The 21,844-nt window shown below is 54.8% G+C and carries 19 protein-coding genes; 11 read left to right on the plus strand and 8 right to left on the minus strand.

The window, feature by feature from the left end; translation table 11 throughout:
- Window positions 1-639: 639 nt before the first annotated feature.
- From A3844_RS16585 to A3844_RS16600, 4 genes are all read right to left on the minus strand, one after another.
- Window positions 640-1,323 (minus strand): hypothetical protein, encoded by a 684-nt coding sequence (locus A3844_RS16585; protein ID WP_341864896.1) that lies wholly within the window; start codon window positions 1,321-1,323, stop codon window positions 640-642.
- Window positions 1,324-1,566: 243 nt separating this feature from the next.
- Window positions 1,567-2,391, minus strand: a complete 825-nt coding sequence (locus tag A3844_RS16590; RefSeq protein WP_074107986.1) for a class I SAM-dependent methyltransferase — start codon at window positions 2,389-2,391, stop codon at window positions 1,567-1,569.
- Between the two features lie 336 nt (window positions 2,392-2,727).
- Window positions 2,728-3,567: a 1,4-dihydroxy-6-naphtoate synthase gene (locus A3844_RS16595; protein WP_074108025.1), complete on the minus strand. Its 840-nt coding sequence runs from the start codon at window positions 3,565-3,567 to the stop codon at window positions 2,728-2,730.
- An 11-nt stretch (window positions 3,568-3,578) separates the two neighbouring features.
- On the minus strand, window positions 3,579-4,280 hold the full coding sequence (locus A3844_RS16600) for a futalosine hydrolase (RefSeq protein WP_208619439.1): 702 nt from the start codon (window positions 4,278-4,280) through the stop codon (window positions 3,579-3,581).
- 241 nt (window positions 4,281-4,521) lie between these two features.
- Here A3844_RS16600 and A3844_RS16605 point away from each other — a divergent pair, with 241 nt between their 5' ends.
- From A3844_RS16605 to A3844_RS16645, 9 genes are all read left to right on the plus strand, one after another.
- Window positions 4,522-4,992 (plus strand): MarR family winged helix-turn-helix transcriptional regulator, encoded by a 471-nt coding sequence (locus A3844_RS16605; RefSeq protein WP_074107987.1) that lies wholly within the window; start codon window positions 4,522-4,524, stop codon window positions 4,990-4,992.
- Between the two features lie 177 nt (window positions 4,993-5,169).
- Window positions 5,170-5,571 carry a DoxX family protein gene (locus tag A3844_RS16610; RefSeq protein ID WP_074087425.1) on the plus strand — a complete coding sequence of 134 codons (402 nt, stop codon included), beginning with the start codon at window positions 5,170-5,172 and terminating at the stop codon, window positions 5,569-5,571.
- A 50-nt stretch (window positions 5,572-5,621) separates the two neighbouring features.
- A complete protein-coding gene (locus tag A3844_RS16615) occupies window positions 5,622-6,572 on the plus strand; it encodes a ring-cleaving dioxygenase (protein ID WP_074107988.1) in 951 nt (316 codons plus the stop codon).
- Window positions 6,569-7,189: an alpha/beta hydrolase gene (locus A3844_RS16620; protein ID WP_074107989.1), complete on the plus strand. Its 621-nt coding sequence runs from the start codon at window positions 6,569-6,571 to the stop codon at window positions 7,187-7,189. The genes A3844_RS16615 and A3844_RS16620 overlap by 4 nt, the downstream gene beginning before the upstream one ends.
- A gap of 144 nt (window positions 7,190-7,333) precedes the next feature.
- Window positions 7,334-8,563 (plus strand): multidrug effflux MFS transporter, encoded by a 1,230-nt coding sequence (locus tag A3844_RS16625; RefSeq protein WP_074107990.1) that lies wholly within the window; start codon window positions 7,334-7,336, stop codon window positions 8,561-8,563.
- Window positions 8,560-9,471 carry a DMT family transporter gene (locus A3844_RS16630; RefSeq protein ID WP_074107991.1) on the plus strand — a complete coding sequence of 304 codons (912 nt, stop codon included), beginning with the start codon at window positions 8,560-8,562 and terminating at the stop codon, window positions 9,469-9,471. Before A3844_RS16625 ends, A3844_RS16630 begins: the two co-directional genes overlap by 4 nt.
- 131 nt (window positions 9,472-9,602) lie before the next feature.
- On the plus strand, window positions 9,603-9,959 hold the full coding sequence (locus A3844_RS16635) for a FlxA-like family protein (protein ID WP_074107992.1): 357 nt from the start codon (window positions 9,603-9,605) through the stop codon (window positions 9,957-9,959).
- Between the two features lie 256 nt (window positions 9,960-10,215).
- Window positions 10,216-12,876 carry a bifunctional lysylphosphatidylglycerol flippase/synthetase MprF gene (gene mprF / locus A3844_RS16640; protein ID WP_074107993.1) on the plus strand — a complete coding sequence of 887 codons (2,661 nt, stop codon included), beginning with the start codon at window positions 10,216-10,218 and terminating at the stop codon, window positions 12,874-12,876.
- Window positions 12,877-13,065: 189 nt separating this feature from the next.
- Window positions 13,066-13,929, plus strand: a complete 864-nt coding sequence (locus A3844_RS16645) for a nitroreductase family protein (RefSeq protein ID WP_074087418.1) — start codon at window positions 13,066-13,068, stop codon at window positions 13,927-13,929.
- Here A3844_RS16645 and A3844_RS16650 read toward each other — a convergent pair.
- Together A3844_RS16650 and A3844_RS16655 are read right to left on the minus strand one after the other, a co-directional pair.
- Window positions 13,922-15,616 (minus strand): ATP-binding cassette domain-containing protein, encoded by a 1,695-nt coding sequence (locus A3844_RS16650; protein WP_074107994.1) that lies wholly within the window; start codon window positions 15,614-15,616, stop codon window positions 13,922-13,924. The genes A3844_RS16645 and A3844_RS16650 overlap by 8 nt on opposite strands.
- A complete protein-coding gene (locus A3844_RS16655) occupies window positions 15,613-16,425 on the minus strand; it encodes an ATP-binding cassette domain-containing protein (protein ID WP_074107995.1) in 813 nt (270 codons plus the stop codon). Before A3844_RS16655 ends, A3844_RS16650 begins: the two co-directional genes overlap by 4 nt.
- 125 nt (window positions 16,426-16,550) lie before the next feature.
- Here A3844_RS16655 and A3844_RS16660 point away from each other — a divergent pair, with 125 nt between their 5' ends.
- Window positions 16,551-17,159 (plus strand): biotin transporter BioY, encoded by a 609-nt coding sequence (locus tag A3844_RS16660; protein WP_074107996.1) that lies wholly within the window; start codon window positions 16,551-16,553, stop codon window positions 17,157-17,159.
- 642 nt (window positions 17,160-17,801) lie between these two features.
- Here A3844_RS16660 and A3844_RS16665 read toward each other — a convergent pair.
- Complete coding sequence (locus A3844_RS16665; RefSeq protein WP_083606895.1) at window positions 17,802-19,391, minus strand: alpha-amylase; 1,590 nt, start codon at window positions 19,389-19,391, stop codon at window positions 17,802-17,804.
- Between the two features lie 115 nt (window positions 19,392-19,506).
- Entirely contained in the window at window positions 19,507-20,349 is an 843-nt protein-coding gene (locus tag A3844_RS16670) for a DUF72 domain-containing protein (RefSeq protein WP_074107997.1), read from the minus strand.
- Window positions 20,350-20,607: 258 nt separating this feature from the next.
- Here A3844_RS16670 and A3844_RS16675 point away from each other — a divergent pair, with 258 nt between their 5' ends.
- Window positions 20,608-21,462 carry an MBL fold metallo-hydrolase gene (locus A3844_RS16675; RefSeq protein ID WP_083606896.1) on the plus strand — a complete coding sequence of 285 codons (855 nt, stop codon included), beginning with the start codon at window positions 20,608-20,610 and terminating at the stop codon, window positions 21,460-21,462.
- The last annotated feature ends 382 nt before the right edge of the window (window positions 21,463-21,844 follow it).

Raw genomic sequence — 21,844 nt, forward strand, 5'->3', positions numbered from 1 at the left:
CCCGTACCCCCGTACCCCCGTACCCCCGTAATCCTTAACCATTGAAAACTTCGGCCCTTTACCGGCGAGTTATTTTTCTTTGCTCAGTAGATTCTTCGTATTCAATTTAGTTGGAATTTCTCCATATAAATGCCATGTGCCACCTCTTGAAGGGGTGCTAGTGGGAAAAAGTATACTTAAAACAGCCGAAAATCAAAAGTTCGAGTAAAATGATGCTATTTAAGTTTACTTTTTCCACATAAACGTCCTGAAACTAAATAAATGTACAAAGTAGATTTCCTTTTTCCACCTAATTCTGAGATTGAATGTTGGCTAATGTTGGCTAAAGGACAAATGCGCTTCACTGTTGATCATTGATTGAACGTGACCGCAGCCTGACAATCGGAGAGCACAAGCAACCGGATAAAGGGGCCCATCTGGTACATAGCATGTAGGTTACTCGAAACATAACCACTGCAGCCCGCGAACCCGCGAACCCGCAAACCCGCGAACCCGCAAACCCGCAAACCCGCAAACCCACAAACTCGTGCATCCATTGGCGATAGTCCGCCGATAATCAAACTACTAAATAAAACTACTAAATAAAACTACTAAATAAAACTACTAAATAAAACTACTAAATAAAACTACTTAATACAACTAATGAAAGTACTCCAGAACCCCGTGTACCAGCTGGTAACGGACAATTCTTTGCAGCCCGGCGTCCGGGGAAGGGAGTAGCCAGCCTTTTTCGGTCAGACTGCGAAGTATTCGAATCGCCGTTTTGTAGGTAATATCGAAATGCTCCTCCACATCCAAGGGGCGGATGGGACGTGCCAGTTGAACGGCCAGCCGGATGACCTCCTGCTCCATCAGCTGAACGCGCGATACAGGCGCTTCAGACGGTTGGTATTTACTTAGAACCATACGCAGCAAGGTCATGCAGAGTTCTGGGCGTTGTTCCACATCATCATAGGCAAAAGAAATCACATGGTAGCCCATGGCGTACAGAAATGTTTCACGGTTGAGCTCGCTGCAGTATTTCTGCCTGTCCATATCACGCACATGTGACGCAAAGCCTTTGATTTCGATGAGCAGCTTCACATACCCGGGCAGCCAGGCGAAATCGGCAAAATAGGATCTTCCTCTCCAGTCGGTCACCTCGTATTCGGGATGAAGCCCTGTAAAAGTGCCCCGAAGCGGCCACCAGACATTGCGCAGGAATAAGGTTTCCGCGTGCTGATGACCTCTCTCCAGCCTTCCCCGCCGTTCTCCCGCAGGTCTGTCCGTCAAATGTCCTTTGATAAATTGCAGATGTGCTTCTTCAAATATCAATAGATTCACTCTCCCTGGAAAAATAGAAAACGCCCCGGCTTCCCCTTGGAGGGCAACCGGGACGTTCTTCGTCTCGCTTCAATAAGTATAGGTTAAGCACAAAGTATAGGTCAAACATGAAGTACAGGTTAAGCACGAATTATAGGTCAAACAAGCGGATAGGGCTAAAACAAACACCGCAAACACCGCAAACACCGCAAACACCGCAAACACCGCAAACACCGCAAACACCGCAAACACCGCAAACACCGGCTACTTTACCCCAATCCTCATCCGGTAGCTGATCAGCACAGGCAGTGTCCGGCCTTGGAAAAATTGCTCCACCTTTGCTGTGAAATCTGCAATATCCTGTGCTAGGGCGGCAGGAGCAAGCTTCAGCACGGTTTGGATACCGCCTTGACTGAGCGTAAGTCCGACATAACGCTGTGCATCGCAGTCCTCCATGTTATGAAACACCATTTCCCGCACATAAGAAAATGCACCGCTGGCTTTTATTCTGGCTAAATGGCCTGCTTTGTCCCATTTATGCGCCTGTTCGGCTGCGGGTTGTAGCTCGGCCAGCAGATCATCTGCTGCAGCGATCAGCTGATTGTAGCGAACTTCAATATCCGGCTGCAGGGCAAGCGGCCAATCACAATCATATGCGGCGAATACGCCGCCCGGACACAGACAGCGGGAGATCTCCTGTAGCGTGCTGGCCGGGTCCATCCAGTGGAACGACTGCGAGCAGGTGATAATGTCTACGCTGCAGGGCGGAAAAGGAAGCTGATTGGAGAACCCCTGGACAAACGACAGGGTTTCTGCCCCGCTGCCGAGGAGATGCAGCTTCTCCAGCGCTTTGCCAAGCATATCTGGGTTAGGCTCCACTCCGGTTACGGCATCCGCGGCATCCTTCCATAGAAAGGTGGACAGCCCGGTTCCACAGCCCACATCGGCCACCCGTGAAGGCCTGCGGCCCAGGTAATTGGTCAGCAGCCCGGTCACGATGGGCGGAGCTTCGGGCCGGTAGCGGTCGTAGTCGTCCTGATACCCCAGGAACCGTTCAATATTAGGCTTGCTGTTGCCGGTAGGGATCATATAATCAAAAACCTCCTCGCAAATGCTGGTCAATACTTCTATTGTAAGGAGTCTAAGACGCCATGCCAAATGGCAGGGAGAGAAATGAAGCTGATTTCCCAGCGTTTATGCCGGACAAATGTTAGAGTACAGTGAACGTGAGCGTGTACGAGTATGAGTACGTATACGGGTGCGGGTGCTAGATTGCCAGCATAAAAATCGTTTGTAGCCGGCAAATACCCAAGCCTCGGCTTGCAGTATAGGATTAGTAGTCATACAGCCGTCAGGTTATAAAATAAGCCGGCTCCCGTAGCGTTGACACGCGGTCCGGGAGCCGGCAGGGATGTTGTCTGTACGCTACCGCAGCAGCGAGGGGTCAACCGCCGGAACTAAACCTTCGGCGGCAGCGCGGTTTAGCAGCGCTGAAATTGCGGCGTAGCCGTCGTCTCCGAGGTTCATCGTGAACTCATTGACATAAAGATCAATGTGCGACTTGGCGACCTCCGGCGAGAGCTCCTGGGCATGGTCCAGCACATATTCTCTGGAATCGGTGGGGTGATCCCACGCATACTGCAGTGAGCTGCGGACCCAGCCGGTAATGGCCTCATGGTCCAGGTCGCGGCGGGCGATAATTGCACCAAGCGGTATGGGCAGCCCGGTATCGCTCTCCCACCAGCTGCCCAGATCGGTCAGCAGGTTCAGGCCATAGGACGGATAAGTGAAGCGGGCTTCATGAATCACGAGCCCTGCATCGATCTGCCCGTCACGTACCGCAGGCATGATCTCGTCGAAGGGCAGGACGACAATCTCGGCTGGGCCGCCCGGCACCTGCTGTGCCGCCCATAGCCGGAACAGCAGATAGGCGGTCGAGCGCTCACTGGGAACGGCGATACGGCGTCCCGACAGTTCACGCGGATGCTTGATAGCGCCAGCGCCCTTGCGGGTCAGAACCAGCGGGCCGCAGCCCCGGCCAAGAGCGCCGCCGCAGGGCAGCAGCTTGTACTTCTCCAGCACCCAGGGGAGCGCAGCGAAGGAGATTTTGAGCACCTCCGGTCCGGTGCCATCCGCAGCCAATCCGTTGGTGATATCGATATCGGCAAACGTTACATTCAGCTTGGGCGCATCCGGAACTAAGCCATGAGCCCAGGCATGAAATACGAAAGTATCATTAGGACAAGGGGAAAAAGCTATATTCAGCTCTGTTGACATTACAGCACCTCCAGTAGTATAGCGGCTGCTGCCGCGAGCGCATCGAGCGCTTCAGGGATTTTCCACGCGGCCCGGTCACGCGGGCCGACCGGGTTCGAGATCGCGCGCAGCTCCAGCGCCGCGATCCCGAAGCGCTGGGCGGCCACGGCAACCCCGTGGCCTTCCATCGCTTCCGCCGCCGCCTCCGGATGGCGCGCGGCCAGAACGGCGGCCGTCCCGGCGGTGCCGGTCGCCGTCGACACGGTAAGCACGATTCCCGTGCTTACCGCAAGTCCGGCCGCTGCCAGCGCGGCCGCAAGAGCCTGCACCGTGCCGCTATCAGCCGGCACGGACACGCTGCCGAAGCCAAGCTCGGCAGCGCTGCGGAAGCCCTCCGGCGTCTCTGCGCCGAGGGCCGCGTCAAGCATCTCGCTGGCGACGACCAGCGAGCCTACGGGCGCACGGCCCGGGAAGCCGCCGCCGATCCCGGCGCTGATGACGCAGCCGTAGTTCCCGGCTGCCAGAGCAGCGGCGGTTCCAGCCGCCGCTGCGGCGGTGCCGGCGCCCGCCGCGATGACATGGAACCTGCTGCTGCCCTTCAGGCCGCGCAGGACCGCGTCCTGCTCTGCTGCAACTGCCGTCACGATCAGGATGCGCGGAGCGTCAGGTAGAAGCCCTGCTTCACCGTGCGGGCCTGGAGCTTGTCTATCGAATGCTTCCATCATCCAGCCTCCTTCTATAAGAAGTCACTTTACTATAAGCATAAGTTCAGCGGATCAATATCCAAGGCTTCAGCCGGCTTTTCCAAGGAAAAGGATACGCCGTTTTTAGAGGCAGGTCAAACCGCGGTGATTTATTTTTTGCAGAAGGTGTTGACAAGTGATCTGGATTGGATTATATTTATCTTAACTTAAAGATGTTTAATTTAAAGATAAACGAAAAAGTGATGGGAGGTGAACAAGGATGAGTGATTCCAAGGAGACATTAAGCATAGCGGCCGATAGAGAGGCTGCAGATCAGGCAGCATCGCTGAAACTGTTCGTTGTCCTGTCTAAGGCGTATAAGAGCCTGATGGATCAGGCGGTGAAGGATATGAAGAGCCACGGGCTCGCTTCGGCGGAGTTTATGGTGCTGGAGGTGCTGTATCACAGAACCCGGATTCCATTGCAGCAGATCGGCGAGAAGATCCTTGTCACCAGCGGCAGTATTACTTATAACATCGATAAGCTGGAGAAGAGGGGATTGTTGAAGCGTGTTCCCTGCAGCGAGGACCGGCGCGTAACTTACGCAGAGATTACGGATGCGGGACGCGAATTGTTCGATGATATTTTCCCCCGTCATGTCCATTCCATTCATAGTATGATGGGTGGTCTGAACGGAGAAGAGAAGGATCAGGCCATTCAACTGCTGAAGAAGCTTGGCAAAGGCGTATAGACAAAAGGCATCTGACAGCAGGTAGAGTAGCAGATACGCCTTGCCAAGGAATAGCGGAGGAACAACCTCATTGTATAAGAAAGCAGAGTTCGTCAGGAACAACAGCAAGACCAAAAATTTTTACCTAATATCTTAACGTTAAGATAATTAAAACAAAGAGAATGGAGCGTGTTTAAAATGGTTAGTGTAGGTTTATTGTTGATGAGATTGGTTATCGGGATTGCGTTTATCGGGCATGGTTCACAGAAGCTGTTCGGCTGGTTCGGCGGCTATGGTCCAAAAGGGACCGGTGGCTGGATGGAGTCAATTGGGATTAAGCCTGGGGTACTGATGGCGGTGTTGGCCGGACTGATGGAGCTTGTCGGAGGTTTGCTGTTCGCAGCCGGGCTGCTGACACCTCTGGCTGCCGTACTGATTGCCGCAGCTATGCTGGGCGCCATTGTTAAGGTACATGCTCCGAATGGCTTTTGGTCCACAGCGAATGGTATCGAGTTCCCTCTGACGCTACTGGTGGTTGCGGTGGGTGTTGCACTGGCCGGACCGGGATCGATCTCGCTGGACGCGTTGTTCTTTAACTGATTTTCGCTGAAACATCATTCTTGCACATAACATTTCAGGAGGTAATTATAATGACTATGCAAACTCAAGGTATTCACCATATTACTGCTTTTGTTGGAGACGTACAGCGCAATGCTGATTTCTATGCCGGAATTCTCGGACTGCGCCTTGTGAAAAAAACCATCAATTTCGATGCTCCCGAGGTATATCACCTCTATTTCGGAAATGAACAGGGTGCGCCTGGCACAATCATTACGTTCTTCCCCTGGTCTGAGGGCCGCAAAGGCCGCATCGGCGGCGGTCAGGTGGGTGTAACCACTTATGCAGTGCCGGTAGGCTCCATGGAATTCTGGAAGCAGCGCCTGGCTGCTTATCAGATCCCGGTGACCGAAGTCAGCCGGATTGGCGAGTCTTACCTCTCGTTTGCTGATTTCGACGGATTGCGGATTGAACTTGTTGAACGTGAAGAAGGGGCGCCAAGCACATGGTCCTTTGGCGGTGTGACGCCTGAGCATGCCATCAAAGGGTTCGGCGGTGCCGTTCTCTACAGTACAGATCCGGAAAAAACAGCAGATACCCTGTCCCGTACACTCGGCCTCGAGCGCATTGCTGAAGGTGACGGATACATCCGCTACCAATCGACCGGCGATCTGGGCAACATCATTGATTTGAAGGCAACGCCGGTTCCGCACGGAGCAGGAGGCACGGGTACGGTCCATCACATCGCATGGCGGGCCAAAGATGATGCCGAGCATCTGGAATGGGGCCGTCACGTGCAGAGCCATGGCTATCAGCCGACGCCGGTGCAGGACCGCCAGTACTTCAACGCTATTTACTTCCGTGAGGAAGGCGGAATTCTTTTCGAGATCGCAACCGATCCTCCAGGCTTTGCCCGTGATGAAGCACCGGATGCGCTGGGACAGAAGCTGATGCTTCCCGCCTGGTTCGAGCCGCACCGTGCGGTGATCGAAGAGAACCTGACGCCTTTTGAAGTCCGCGAAATCGAGGTGAACCAGGGATGATTCATATCTTCCGTAAAGGCACCGATGATCGCTTGCCGACATTAGTCTTGTTCCATGGTACAGGCGGCAATGAACAGGATCTGCTACCGCTGGCTGAACTGCTGGCCTCTGGTGCTTCGGTGCTGGGTATCCGGGGGAATGTGCTGGAGAATGGCATGCCGCGTTATTTCCGGCGGCTGGCTGAAGGCATCTTCGATGAGGAGGACCTGATCTTCCGCACCCATGAGGTTAAGCAGTTTTTGGATGAGGCAGCGGCAAAGTATGGTTTTGATTCCGGCAATCTGGTGGCTGTAGGGTACTCCAACGGTGCAAATATCGCCGGCAGCCTGCTGTTCCACTACGGAAGTATCTTCCGTTCCGCTGTGCTGCTGCATCCGATGGTACCGCTGCGCGGGGTGAACCTGCCATCCTTGAAGGATGTTGCGGTGTTCATCGGAGCAGGCACAAATGATCCGATCATCCGCGCGGAGGAAACCGGGGAACTCGAATCTCTGCTGCGGGAGGCAGGTGCAGAGGTAACCATGCATTGGGGCAATCAGGGTCACCGCCTCAGCTCAGCCGAAGCTGAAAGTGCCCGTGATTGGCTGAAACAGCAAAGTAATTTCCGCCAAGTCTGACTGTATAACCGCCTGCAGGGCCGCTGCCAAGTGACTGTATCAGCCACTTGAAAGCCCCTGCGGGCGGTTTTTTGCATTGAATAATCCAACCAGGATCGGTAGTATGAAGGTTACATTGCTACAGAAAGGTTGACATTATTGCTTATGATTACAAAAATCGATAGTAGGGTGCTGGAAGCGGAAGGACCGTCACGGAAGCAGCGGCTGCAGATCGCTGTCATTCTGGGGGCTATCTCCGCGATTGGCCCGTTGTCCATTGACATGTATTTGCCCGCACTTCCGGCGCTGGGGGCACATTTTGGCGCCGGAGCTGCGCTGGTGCAGCTCAGCCTGACCTTTTTTTTGCTGGGACTGGCCTCGGGTCAGCTGGTAGCCGGACCTTTGAGCGACGTATATGGCCGCCGCACCCCACTGCTCATTGGCATGGTGGTGTATGCAGTCTCCTCCTTGCTGTGTGCGTTCAGCCCTTCCATCGGGCTGCTGGTGATGCTGCGGTTTATCCAGGGGTTAGCCGGGTCGGTAGGAGTCGTGATCTCGCGCGCGGCGGTGCGTGACCTGTATAGCGGCTCGGAGTTAACCAAATTCTTTTCCCTGCTGATGATTGTCAATGGACTAGGTCCGATCCTGGCCCCGGTCATCGGCGGCCAGCTGCTCAGAGTGACAACGTGGCAAGGGGTGTTCGTGGTGCTGTTTGCCGCCGGCCTGATCTTTTTTGCCACAATTCTGCTGCGGCTTCCGGAGACCTTGCCCAAAGAACGGCGTTCCAGGAGCGGGCTTCGCGGTACGCTGCGTACGTTCGCTGTCCTGCTTGGCAATGGAAGATTTATGGGATATGCCCTCTCTCAGGGATTTGTCTCTGCCGCCATGTTTGCATATATTTCCGGTTCATCCTTTGTTTTGCAGAATATTTTTGGGGTATCTCCGCAAATGTACAGCCTGATTTTTGCCGTAAATGGACTGGGCATTATCCTTTCGGGTCAGGTCGCCGGCAGACTGGCCGGACGATTCGGTGAACAGAGATTTCTGGTGGGCGGCCTGCTGCTCTGCACGCTGGGCGGTGTACTGCTGCTGCTGACCGTTCTGTCCGGAGGCGGGCTCGTGCCCATCCTGATCTGCTTGTTCGCCGTGGTTTCCAGTGTGGGCATGGTCGGAACAACCAGCTTCTCCCTGGCCATGCAGGATCAGGGCGAGGCAGCAGGCAGCGCATCGGCACTTCTAGGACTGCTGCCCCTGCTGCTTGGCAGCTGTGTAGCTCCCCTTGTCGGACTTGGCGGCAGTGAGACTGCCTTGCCCATGGCAATGGTCATCGCGGGGACCGGCCTGTGCTCCATTCTGTCCTATCTCCTGCTCTGCAAGCCGGGAGGTGCCCGGTGAGCCGCAAGGATTTTGGAACTCTGCTGCTGCTGGCTTTTACCTGGGGCGCTTCCTTTTTGTTCATGAGAATCGCTTCGCCTGAGCTGGGACCGGTATTTACGACAGAGCTCCGTGTCACGCTGGCTGCTGCCGTCCTGCTGCTGTATGCGGCATTGAAGCGTCAGAAACTGGGCATCTGGCGGCACGCCAAGCAGTTCCTGTTGCTTGGGGCGGTCAATGCCGCCCTTCCCTTTACGCTGATCTGCCTGGCGGAGCTGCATCTGAGCGCCTCTCTGGCAGCCATCCTTAATGCCACAACCCCAATGTTCACAGCGCTTGCCGCCTGGGGAATCCAGCAGGAGAAGCCGGGACTCACCAAGTCGGCAGGCCTTGTGATCGGGCTGCTTGGAGTGGGTGTTCTGGTAGGCTGGAGTCCTGTTCCAATGGAGGGCAAGATTCTGTTATCCGTCTTCTTTTCTCTGGGGGCCGCCCTCTCCTATGGGTTCGGCGGGTTATATGCCTCCCGGGTAGGCCACGGCCTCGAGCCCCTGACGCTAGCCGCCGGACAGCAGCTTGGAGCAGCAGTGGTGCTGTTGCCGCTGGCTATTGTTTTTGCACCCCGTCATCTGCCGTCGGCACCGGCTGTCTATTCGGTTCTCGGGTTGTCCATCTTCTGTACCTCCATAGCCTATCTGTTGTATTTCCGCCTGATCCGCAATGTCGGCGCCGTGAAGACCGTCAGCGTAACTTTTCTGGTTCCTGTATTCGGTCTGGTCTGGGGTGTGATTTTTCTGCATGAGCAGGTTTATGCCAATACCATCGCCGGGCTCGTGATTATTCTGATGAGTGTTACCCTTGTGAACCGGCGAAAAAAAGGTGCTGGACCCGGCAACTCGGGGGAAGTATCGGCCCATCAGGGGAAAATATAGTCTTCGGCTTACATGCATGGGTGCATTGTATCTCCCGGTAGGCCGGATGCCTTTCAGCAAACTTTCAGCGCATTTTAACGTTCCTCCCGGCTAAACCGCCTATACTTGGAAAAGTGAAGGGAGGGACAAGCATGAATATTTCATCTGTATCATCGGCATCTTCCACCGCTTACACTTCCTCCAGCGCATCGGATACCGCTGCATTGGAGAAGCAAAAGGCCAAGCTGGAAGCCGATTTGGAAAAGGTTAATTCCAGCAAAGACGATGAGAAGACCAAGGAGACGAAGACCAAGCAGCTGGAGCAGCAGATCAAACAGATCGAAGCACAAATTGCCCAGAAGTCTCAGAGCGGGAGTTCCTCTTCGGCAAGCGGCAATGCAGCTCCGCCGGAGAAACCGGCAGGCGGCAAAACGCTTGTGCCTGCAAGCGCGCAGGATATTGCGACAGCCACTACAGACAGCGAAGGAAGATTTGACATTCGGGTGTAGTTCTGTCAAAGCGAGTAAGCAACTGAATCGTAAGCAGCCCCTGAAGAGAGGACACCTTTGCCGTGAGAGGGTCCTCTTTTTGGTGTGCCATGGATTTTTTTAACGCTGTAGTGCAGGGTAATGGGACTTGCGGGTAGTCTAACCTTTGAAACACTCCAAAATGAGCCTTTCATCCATAGAATTGGTATAATGGAGAAATGAAAAAGGGCAAGAGGCTTATTAAGTCCATCATCCGGCAGTAAAGGCAGGAGAAGACATGCACTCCAAGATCCAGACACTCGAACGTTTCAAAATCGTAAGACTGATTGTAGCGGTCTACCGGCTCAGGGCGGTAAGAGCGCTTATACCGATTGCAATCATAGCTCTTGTATATCTGGAGGGACAGCATGAGCTGAAGCAGGTGCATCTGGGACTGATCCTCCGTGAACTAAAACGTGTGCCCGCGGAGGCCATTGCCCAGATGATGGGGGTCGCGCTGCTCGCTGTTGCCGTCATGAGCGGCTATGATTATTTGATCCGGCGCCATTTCCGGCTGAATATCGGGGGCTGGAGCACTTTCCGTTACTCGTGGATTGCGAATACCTTCAACAATCTGATCGGGTTTGCGGGTCTGGCGGGGGTCGGCCTACGGACGCTTCTCTACAAAAAAAGCGGTATACCTGCCGCCGTTCTTACGCCCGCCATCGTGTTTCTCTCACCGCTGATGATCACGGGGCTGTCGCTGCTCTCCTGGGGCAATATCATTGGCTTGCTTCCGGCGGCCGCGCTGCTGCACAAGCATCACTGGCTGGTGTTCGCAGTCTGGGGCATGGCGCTGTATTTGCCGTTTTTCATTATTGTTCAGCGTTCGTCGCTGTTCGCCAGATGGATTAACCGGGACCAGGGCCGAACGCCATGGCTGACCGTAGGTGCTTCCGTCGGCGCTTCCTTTCTGGAGTGGCTGTTCGCGGGAATCACGTTCTGGACGATCGGGAACCACCTGCTCGGCGGGGTAGATTTCGTGACCGTTTTTAGTATTTATGTAATTGCCGCGATTGCCGGCATTCTCAGCATGGCTCCCGGAGGTATCGGCGCTTTCGATCTGATTGCCTTGCTCGGGCTTACGCAGCTGGGATACCGGAGTGATCAGGCGATGGCCGTATTGGTTATTTACAGACTGTTTTATTATCTGATTCCCTGGCTGATTGGCCTGGGACTGGCCGCACTGGAAATCGGGCTTCAGAGTAAAAAGGACCCCGACCGTAGTACAGCGAACATTGAGCCTTCGCTTAACCGCTGGCAGAAAATCTGGGGCTGGCCGGGCCAATATACGTTCCTGAGCGATCTTGGCGTCTGGGCACTTGGCAAGCTGGTGCTTGTCAGCGGACTTATTCTGCTGCTGTCAGCAGCCACGCCCGAGCTCCTGTACCGGCTGAGGCTTACGGAGGATCTGCTCTCGCTGCCGGTGATGCGGATATCGCATCATCTCTCCGTGCTGATCGGATTCATGCTCATTCTGCTGTCGCGCGGAATTTCGCTGCGGGTCCGCAGAGCCTATGTTTGGACCAGCGTGCTGCTGTTCGTGGGAGCTGTATTTACTTTTACGAAGGGCTTTGATTATGAAGAGGCCCTGTTCCTGCTGCTCGTAGCGCTCATCCTGTGGATCTCACGGGCGCGCTTCTACCGGGTCAGTGTGCCGGTAAGCCGGCAGAATACCGTGTGGTGGCTGGCGCTGACGACTTTCATAGCACTGCTCTACTACTGGCTGGGCAGCTATGCGCATCGGGGCTTCCTGAAGCATCTTCCCCGGGGTGTCGATCCCGAGTGGCTGCAGCGTCACAGCAACGTGGCGGTTACCGCTGCAGGCGGGCTGGTGTTCTCCTGGATTCTGCTTACGATGCTGTTTACCCTTCGGCCTAACCACAAGGTGGATGAGCTGTTCGCGGATAAGGATATGGACAGATTGAGCAAATTTCTAGAGGGCAATCCCGGGAATGCCTTAACCCACATGCTGTTCCTGGGTGATAAGAGCTTTTACTGGGCCCAAAGCGGCAAGGTGCTGTTTGCTTTTTCCCGGGCGCGGGACAAGCTGGTCGTACTGGGTGATCCTCTGGGCCCGCTGGACTTGATCAATGACGGCATTAGTGAATTTCGGCAGGCTGCGGATTTATACGGGCTTGCTGTGGTGTTCTATCAGGCCACTCCGGCTTTTCTGCCGGTCTATCATGAGCAGGGCTACCGTTTTTTCAAGCTGGGGGAAGAGGCGATGGTGCCGCTGGCCAATTTCACTCTCAGTGGCAAAAGGAATTCCGACCTGCGGAGTGTAAGAAGCCGCTTTGAGCGGGAGGGATATGTATTCGAGGTGGTGGCTTCGCCTCATTCCGAGGCGTTGCTGGACGAGCTGCGCCGGATCTCTGAGGAATGGCTGAACGGCCGAAAGGAAAAAGGCTACTCTCTCGGCTGGTTCAAGCCGTCGTACCTCCAGCTGGCACCTATTGCGCTGCTGAGGAGCAAGGAGGGCGCTGTGCTGGCTTTTGCCTCCATTGCACCGGGATATGATGGGGGGAATACGGTTTCAATCGATCTCATGCGTCACCTGAAGAAAACGCCAAATGGCACAATGGACTATTTGTTCCTCCGTCTGCTGGAGTGGGCCAAAGAACAGGGCAGCAGCAGATTCAATCTGGGCAATGCCCCGCTGTCCAGCGTAGGGCACAATTCAGGAGCGCTGCGGGAAGAAAAGCTGGCTCATCTGATTTATATACGGGGTGGCCACTGGTACGGTTTTTCCGGGCTCCGCCGCTATAAGGAGAAGTTCAATCCGGAGTGGGAACCCAGATATCTGGCCTATCCGGCCGCGGTTACGCTGTCAATTCTGACACTTGATCTGGTAAGGCTTGTCTCCCGTTACCCGGAAGAGGGGAAGGACCGGAAATAAACTTCATGTGCTATATGTCCTGGACGATTAGGCGGAAATCGGCAATACTGATTTTACCGGATTCATGAGCGCGAACAAGCAAACATAGATATACATCATTGGAGATGGCTACTGCGCGATGCAGGCGCCATCTTTTTATTTAGAAACAAGTGATTCAGGTCCGCTTGATATGAAAAGGAGGATACAATTATGGGAACCGCCATCATGGAGATTATGGAGAAACGCAAATCGGTCCGCACTTATGAACAGACACCGATCCGGGAAGAGGCCCGCGCAGCGGTAATGGAATATTTGGCACAGGAGGAGAATCTGCGCGGACCTTTGGGCGGAAAGGCTTCTGTGGAATGGATCACAGTCAAAGGAGGTGTGGCGGAGGCAACAGGCGTTAAGCTTGGCGCTTACGGGGTCATCAAGAACCCGCAGGCGTATCTGGTGGGTGTGGTGCAGAACGGAGAGACGGCGCTGCTGGAGTTCGGCTATATCTTTCACAAGCTGATTCTTCATGCGACCGGCCTGGGCCTTGGAACCTGCTGGATGGGCGGTACCTTTAACCGTAAGTCCTTTTCCCGCGAAATTGATCTTGCGCCGGGAGAACTTATCCCCTGCATCTCCCCGCTGGGCTATGCAAGCGAAAAGCAGCGTCTGCTGGACTCGGCGATGCGATATATCGCCAAATCGAATCAAAGGAAGCCCTGGGAAGAGCTGTTCCAGGATGGCGGATTCGGCCGCGAGCTGACCCGCGAGGCTGCAGGCAGCCTGGCCGGACCGCTGGAGATGGTCCGGCTGGGCCCGTCGGCTTCCAACAAGCAGCCTTGGAGAGTCGTGCTGTCCGAAGACAGGAAACAGGTGCATTTCTATTACCTGCCTACGCCAAATTACAGCGGCAACAAGCTGGGGTTTGAGATGCAGCGGATCGATATCGGGATTGCGGCATGCAGCTTCGAGCTCGCGTGCCGGGAGCTGGGCATCTCAGGCGTCTGGACCCGGCAAGACCCTCTGTTACATACTCCGGACCCGCACATGGAATACATGCTGAGTTATATTCTTAGCTGAACCGCGAGACCGTCCACAACAAGGCGGCTGCCAGCAGGATACAGAGCATGACGAGCGTATCACGGTTCTGCCAGGACAGAAGGTAGGCAGGCGTCCGCTCTTTAGTAGGGTCATAGCCCCGGGATTCAACTGCGGTAGCCAGTTCATCGCCCATCCCGATGACCAGAATGAGCAAGGGGACAATCAGCAGGGCAACCTGCCGCGGCGTATAGCGGGCCATTCCGCGGGCTTTTCTGCCCCGCGAGTTCAGCGCCAGCTGCAGCTGGGCCAGCTTATCGAGAATCCAGGGCACAAACTGGAGTGTGACGGACACCGCCAGCGACCAGTTGCGGGTACGGATGCCCAGCTTTTTGAGCGGGGCTATCCCCCATTCCAGCGCTTCCCGCAAGGGGGCGCCGGTGGTAGTCTCCGTGAACAGGAAACCGAGTGCAACCAGCAACAGAAAGCGGAGCACGTTCAGTCCGCCCCGTTCCATACCGGCAAGGCTTAGGCCCACAGGCCCCAGCTTATAATCCGGAGAACTCCAGGTGAGCGCGGACAGCAGCCAGAGGAACAGGAACATCAGCAGGAACGGACGGAAGAAACGGATCGTCCTCTGCCAGGGAATGCGGGCAGAGAGCATGAGTCCAGTAATCAGCCCTGAGGCCAGCAGCAGCGGCAGCAGGGCTTGCATTCCCAGAACGGCCAGTGTGCCCAGCACCATCCCCAGCCATTTGACGCGGGGGTCCAGCCTCTGCCACGGCTTCCGTGCAGAGGCTGTTTGTATATCCGTGGCAGCGGAAGACCGACCGGCCATATTCCCTTTGGCGGGCAGCAAGTTCTCCCCGCCGCTCCAGCTTAGGCGGGGGATCTGCACCGAAGCCGGAGGGGCCTCCTCCGGCGGTGCGGGAAGCGGCTGCTCTGCAAGCGCTGCGAGCAGGCTGTCCAGGCTGTCCGGCAGCTCAGCCAGCAGGCCGCGCTGCCGGAGTCTGTGCCCGAGCCGCGAATAGGCGGGGGGCTCCAGCCCTGCGCCGGTCAGCACAAGCGGATCGGCAGACAGGGTAGAGGCCGGCCCGCTATAATGGACGGCGCCCTGGGACATTACAATCGCCTCATCTGCGATGGGCAGGAAGCTGTCAAGGTCATGAGTGCCGATGACCAGGGTTAAGCCGCTGCGGCGAAGCCCGTGCAGCAGCTCCAGCAGGGACCCGGCCGCCTGCGGGTCCAGTCCGGCTGTGGGCTCGTCAAGGACGAGCAGCCCGGGGAGGGAAGCGATAGCGGCGGCGATGCAGAGCCGCCGCTTCTCGCCGCCGCTCAGCAGGAAGGGCGAGCGCCCGCCGAATTCATCGTAGGGCAGTCCGACTCTGGCAAGCGCGCTGCGGATCAGCTCCAGCCGCTGCGGCCCCGGCACTCCGCGCTCAGCTAGGCCATATTCCAGCTCCTGGTGCACGCTGCCTGCGAACAGCTGCGTCTCCGGCTGCTGGAATACCATGGAGACGTTCCCGGCAGCAGCCTGGCCGCCGTCCAGGAGAATCGTGCCGGCAGCCGGCTCTGCAAGGCCCGACAAGAGGCGCAGCAACGTAGACTTTCCGCTGCCCGTGACCCCGCACAGAACAGTCAGCGTACCTTCGCGTATGTCCAGATTAATATCTGTGAGGACAGGGAGTCTGTCGTAGCTGAAGAATACGTGGTTCGCCTGAATCCTCACAGAACCGCCTCCAAGTCCTTCTCGGTCAAGGGCAGGCTGTGCAGAGGCCAGCCCTTGGCCTGCAGCAGCTGTCCGATACGGACGGCCGGCGCGGAGGGCCAGCCGAGAGCATCCGGCAGCCCGCTTGAATAGAAAAGCGTCCGCGTGTCTCCGTCATACAGTATTTTGCCTTGGCTCATGACGGCAACACGCGGGCTTTCGGCCAGCTCCTCCATCCGCTGGGTCACCCAGAGTACCGTCGTCCCCTGTTCCCACAGCTTGCGGGCCAGCTCCAGGATGTCCCGCCGTCCGGCCGGATCGAGCATGGAGGTTACTTCATCAAAAATGATCATTTCCGTCTCCAGTGCGAGGCAGCAGGCGACCGCCAGGCGTTGCCGTTCACCACCCGAGAGGGTGGCGACATCGGCCTCTGCTTTATGAGTCAGCCCGACCTGGTGCAGAACCTTCTCAATCTGTGCGAGCATCGCCTCCCTGCTTAAGCCGCGGTTTTCCAGTCCAAAAGCAATGTCCTCAAACGGTGTGGAGCCGATCGTCTGTGCTTCGGGATTCTGAAATACCAGCTGAATATGCTGCTTGACAGCTGTGCGGTTGCCCGGTGAACGCAGATCCAGACCGGCTGCAGACAGACTGCCCCCGGTTGGGATCTTCAGACCGTTAAATGTGCGGATGAGCGAGCTTTTGCCGCAGCCGTTGGCTCCGGTTAGGGCCACCCATTCGCCCCGATTGATATGTATGGAAATCCCCTTCAATACCGGCAGTCTGCGCTGGCCGTCCCGGTAAGACAAGGTCAATTGCTCCGCTCTAATCATTGTCGTGCCTGCTTCCTTAACTGCTGTAGTCGATAATTGCTACCCATTATAGCAAATATTTTAAGATTGATGTATCGGGTGGGGGATGATATAGTGATCCTAAAAAAATGGGGGTAATCCAGCTCATGAAAAAATGGACGACTCGCGGCCTGATCTTCAGTGCCCTATTCGCCGGAGTCATGATCGCACTTAGCTATTTAAGAATATCACTGCCTTTCTCAGCCGTACCTATCACCATGCAGACGCTGGCAGTCATGCTGGCCGGTTCCATTTTGGGCGCACGCTATGGCACCTTGGCCGTGCTGATTGTAATTGGGCTGGCTGCAGCCGGATTTCCCGTATTGGGCGGAAGCGGAGGCTTGTCCGTCCTCGTTGGACCAACGGCAGGCTATATCTTCTCCTGGCCGGTGGTGGCCTTCCTGATCGGCCTGTCTGCGCAGCGTATCGGGCAGAATAAATACACATTTGTGAAGCTGCTGGCGGTGAATTTCCTGTTCGGTGCACTTCTTGTGTATCCCGGCGGTGTATGGTGGCTGGCCCACTCTACGGGCATGACTTCTCTCTCCAAGGCATTAACGGCAGGCATGTGGCCGTTCATCCCCGGTGACCTTATCAAGGCGGTCTTGAGTGCTGCCGTTGTAACCGCCGTATGGAGAGTCTATCCGATTGAGCGTATCCTGAATACGGAACCGGACACTTGGACCGAAGGTGGAAAATCAGCGGTCAACCGTTAATGGATGGTTCCTGACAACATAAGAGATCACACAAATAGGTGACCCCGGCCATGGCCGGGGTCACCTATTTGTGTGAAGCCCCAGGTACTCCTGCCGCTGAGCGGCAGTGTTGAAATGGGCTGGATTTGCCGGATTTGCCGGATTTGCCGGACTGTTGGACCAGCTGAACTTGCCTGGTGCAATCTTATAAGTCGGCTCAAAAAAATAATTTTGTGTACCAGCATGTGATAAGCCTGAATGGAATTAGCGTGTTTGTACAGAAACGCTCGCGTTATTCACATGGCGGACTGGTCAACGAACGGTGTGCATAGGTGAAAATATATGCTAAGTGGAATTCGTAAAACTAAATTTGTCGAAATTCTATCCGCATTGGTGACTAGTGGGATTTTGTCCATCTAATTTCGATGGATTCCCTACATATGGAGCAATTTAGTAGTATTAGGTGTACTTTTTACCAGTAAAGCTCGCGTGGAATGAGACAGCGCAAATTAGGTTTACTTTTTCCATTTCAGTCCGCTCGCATTAGGGTGCATCACACTTCAGTTTACATAGCGGATAGGGCATATTTCCATCCAAGCTGCACAGCATCGCTGAGGTGGGAGTGTTCCTATGATTCTCCAAGCGGAAATTAACTGTTTTGCATCATTTACCTTTTTCCCCGGTGACAGGTTCGCCGTTCGTATTCCCGTTGTCTGTAGTACCTTCGTCCGTAGTACCGCTGTCCGTGGTACCCTTCGGATCGGCATTCTGAGCCTCTGCGGCGGGCTTCTTTTCTTCCGCATCCGGCAGCGCCCACACGGAGACACTTCCGCCGTTCACCGGGAACGTCGCCCAGCCGTCTTTACCGATCGTTACAGACTCCCCGCGGTTATGGGTGAAATCGACCCATACTTCCCCAGCCCGCTCTTCACCGAGGAACATGCGCTTCTCGCCGTTGTCTCCGTTCGAGATGACCACGGCGCAGCCCGAGCCTTCCATCTCTTCGATGCCCCGGCGCACCCAGCCGATGGTGTTCGGGTGATCGAAGTAATCATCCTGCTCACCGTAGGCTTTATGGCAGCGGGCGTATAGCAGGGGATCAATGGCTTCTTTTTTGCCATCTACCGGCGCAGGTCCGCCGATACCGTAATAATCTCCGTAGAAGACTACGGGGTATCCGTCACGGCGCAGCAGAATGAGGGCATAGGCGCTCTGCTTGAACCAGTCCCCGACCCAGGATTCCAGTGCTTCATGCGGCTGGGAATCGTGGTTGTCCACGAAGGTCACGGCATTGCCGGGATGGGTCTGCACCAGCGTGCCGTCAAAAATATGTGTCAGATCAAAGTCTCTGCCGCCAAGTGCAGCCGCATACAGCTTGTAATGCAGTGACACATCGAACAGGTCAATCTGATAGTCAACCGTATTGAGAAATTCCCGGCAAGCTTCGAGATTCGAGTTCCAGAATTCCCCGACGATGTAGAAGTCCTCGCCGCGTTTCCTGGTCATTTCTGCTGCGAATTCTTTAATGAATTCATGATTGATATGTTTGATGGCATCCAGGCGGTAGCCGCTGCACTGCAGCGTATCCACCAGCCATTTGCCCCACTCCAGCATCTCGTTCTTGACTTCCTCGTGGCTGTAGTCAATGTTTGCGAACATAAGATAATCGTAGTTGCCAAACTCGTCATCCACGTTCTGATTCCAGTTTTTGTTCTCTCCCTTGATCCGGAAGACTCCGCTTCGTTTCCCTTTGGCATCGAAGTCGGTGCCGTTGAAATGGTTGTGATCCCATTTGAAGGAGGAGTACTCGTCATCGCGCCCAGGGAACGTGAACTTGGTCCAACCCTCGATTTCAAAAGGCTCGGAGATCTCCTTATTGCGGTCATTCCGATCTACCTCAATCACTTCGAAGACCTCGGTTTCATCTGCGCCTGCTTTATGATTCATGACGAGGTCTACATACACGGCAATGCCGTTCTTGAGACACTCGGCAATAGCGTCGATCAGTTCCTGTTTGGTGCCATATTTCGTGCGGACGGTCCCTTTTTGATCGAACTCGCCCAGATCATAGAGATCGTACACCCCATAGCCCGTATCCTCAGCGGAGACGGCTTTGGTTACCGGAGGCACCCATACGGAATCAATGCCTATTGCTTTCAGCTCAGGAGCCATTTGGGCCAGCCGCTTCCAGTGCTCTCCGTCCGCTGCGACATGCCATTCGAAAAATTGCATCATAGTATGGTTTCTCTTCATTTCCTGTAGCCTCCTTCATAGATATGAAACGGATGGATAGGTTGTATTGTATCGCTTAGTGCTTCAGCAAGGAGTGGAAGAGATTATGTAGACCTCCAGGCATCACCCGGGCAATTCAGAATAAATCCAGCTGGCGCGGAGCCAGGCCGCCATCGATTCCGAGCAGCGACTGCAGCTCTTTTGCATTGTCAGTGGCGTCTCCGCCAGAGTTATTATTAAACACAACATACAGCTCGCGGCATGTTTTTTCAAGCTCCAGCAGCCGGTCCCGCCACTCCGTCAGCTCTTCGGTGCTGTAGCGGTACAGGTAGCGCAGCTTGCGCCAATCCGGGTGACTGCTCTGGTTCCAGCCGCTGATATTGCGTCCGTGCAGCCGGACATAAGTTGCATCAGAGGAAGTGGACACCGGCACGATTGGAATCGAACCGGACCCGGCCTGCGGCTCATCTGCCACTGTATGAATCCAGCCCTCCTTCTCCAGGAAGCCCAGTGTGTTGTCACGCATTTCAGGGCTGTACCAGGATTCGTTGCGGAATTCAATTGCGGAGGGAACATCCAGCATCCTTTCCTTGGCCTCGCGCAGAAACTCCACGTTGTCCTTGGTACAGTCGAACCAGGGCGGGAATTGAAAAAGAGCCATAGCCAGCTTTCCGGCTGCCCGTACAGGCTCTATCGAGGCATGAAAAGCGTGATACATCTCTTCAGAGGTATCAAAGTAATTCTTTTTACCGCGCAAGTGTCCGGTCATGCCCTGATATGCCTTGACGATGAACTGGAATTCATCCGGGGTCTGAGCTACCCATTTGGCGTAATTCCTGACCGGCTGCACCGCATAGAAAGAACTGTCGATCTCCACGATGGGGAAATGAGCGCTATAGACAGGCAGCCGTTCAGCCGGTTTAATTTTGCCGTACAGCTCCTCGTGATCTCCAAAGCCCGTTAGCCCGATTTTGATCATGGAATCTCCCCCTCTTCTGCTCGAACTGTGCTTAAATGAATCGGCTAACTCTTATTAAACTGAAAACCGCTATTCACAAACAACAGGCAGTTGATTAATATTTGGAATTCAGGCAACATGGAAATATAGCTGCGGTTCAAGCGGCGGAGCCAGTTATAGGGTTATGGGAGCTGTTATCACCCAATCATGCAGCAGATATACGATACAGAGTAATCTCTATTCATTGCCATAAAGGTGGACACAGAAAGGAAGCTATACATGAAGCATGAATTTCAGCAACTCAGTCCGCACATTTTGATCATGCATGCGGAGCATGAGACCGACCGGCCTATCTTGGCAGCAATTACGGGGGAACGGCGCACCCTGCTGATGGATGCAGGGAATTCGCCAGCCCACGCGGAGCTCTTCCGCCAGGAAATGGCCAAGCGCGGTATGAGACAGCCGGAGCTAATCGTTCTGACGCATTGGCATTGGGACCATTCTTTTGGCATGTCCGCCTGGAAGGTGCCAGTCATTGCCCATGAAGGAACGGCAGAAGTGCTGGGTAGTCTTGCCGGGCGCAGCTGGTCGGACGATGATCTGGAGGAACTGGTTCTAACCGGAACCCTCAGTGAAGAGAGTGCACAACATATTCGTCTGGAATACGGGGACAACAGGAACATAACGGTTGTGAAGCCGGATATCGTATTTACGGAGAGCATTAATGTGGATCTGGGTGGAGTCACCTGTGAATTGAGCCATGTGGGCGGTGACCATTCGGCAGATTCCTGTATTCTTCACGTGAAGGAAGACAACGTCCTCTTTCTGGGGGATGCCCTGGGCCCTTCCGTATACGGTGGTCCCCGCCAATATAGCAGCACAGGCTTTCTGAATTTACTTGGACTTGCCTACGGCTATAATGCCCAGTGGGTTGTGGAATCGCACGGCGTACCGATGAGCACAGCGGAATTTCGTGCCGATCTGGCACCGTGGGAACGGCTGGCCCGGATTGTGGATGTTTTCGGGCATAACCGTGAACGCGTAGTGAAGGAGCTGAAGGATTATCTGAAGCTCCAGGAGCTGCCGGCTGATTTGTTGCAGGGTGTGGAGTATTTTCTGGCCGGGAGTAAATGAGTAAATAAAGCCCATCATAAATAATGCGCGTTAACGGCAGATGCCTAACGCAGAACAGCCCCGTTTCTTTGCAAGCGATAAGCCTGCTTAGAAATGGGGTCTTATTGTTGTTATAGGAAATGTAACGTCCCATGGACGGATTTGTACATTTGTACTTACTAGGAAAGATAAAGGGGTAGCGTGTGAGGAACTGCTGATGTTGGAATTAGTCCACTTAATCAGACGAAAAAGCCTTCTGCGGAGAGAATAGTAGGAAAAAGTAGACTTAATTTAAGCGAATTCACCTGAAAGGGAGGAAATCGGACGAATTAGTTCTACTTTTTCCAACATGTGCTTACTTAGAAGTGGGTGAGGACGAATTAAGTTCACTTTTTCCAATTCG

The sequence above is a fragment of the Paenibacillus helianthi genome, from assembly GCF_001909055.1.
GTDB lineage: Bacteria > Bacillota > Bacilli > Paenibacillales > Paenibacillaceae > Paenibacillus_AQ > Paenibacillus_AQ helianthi.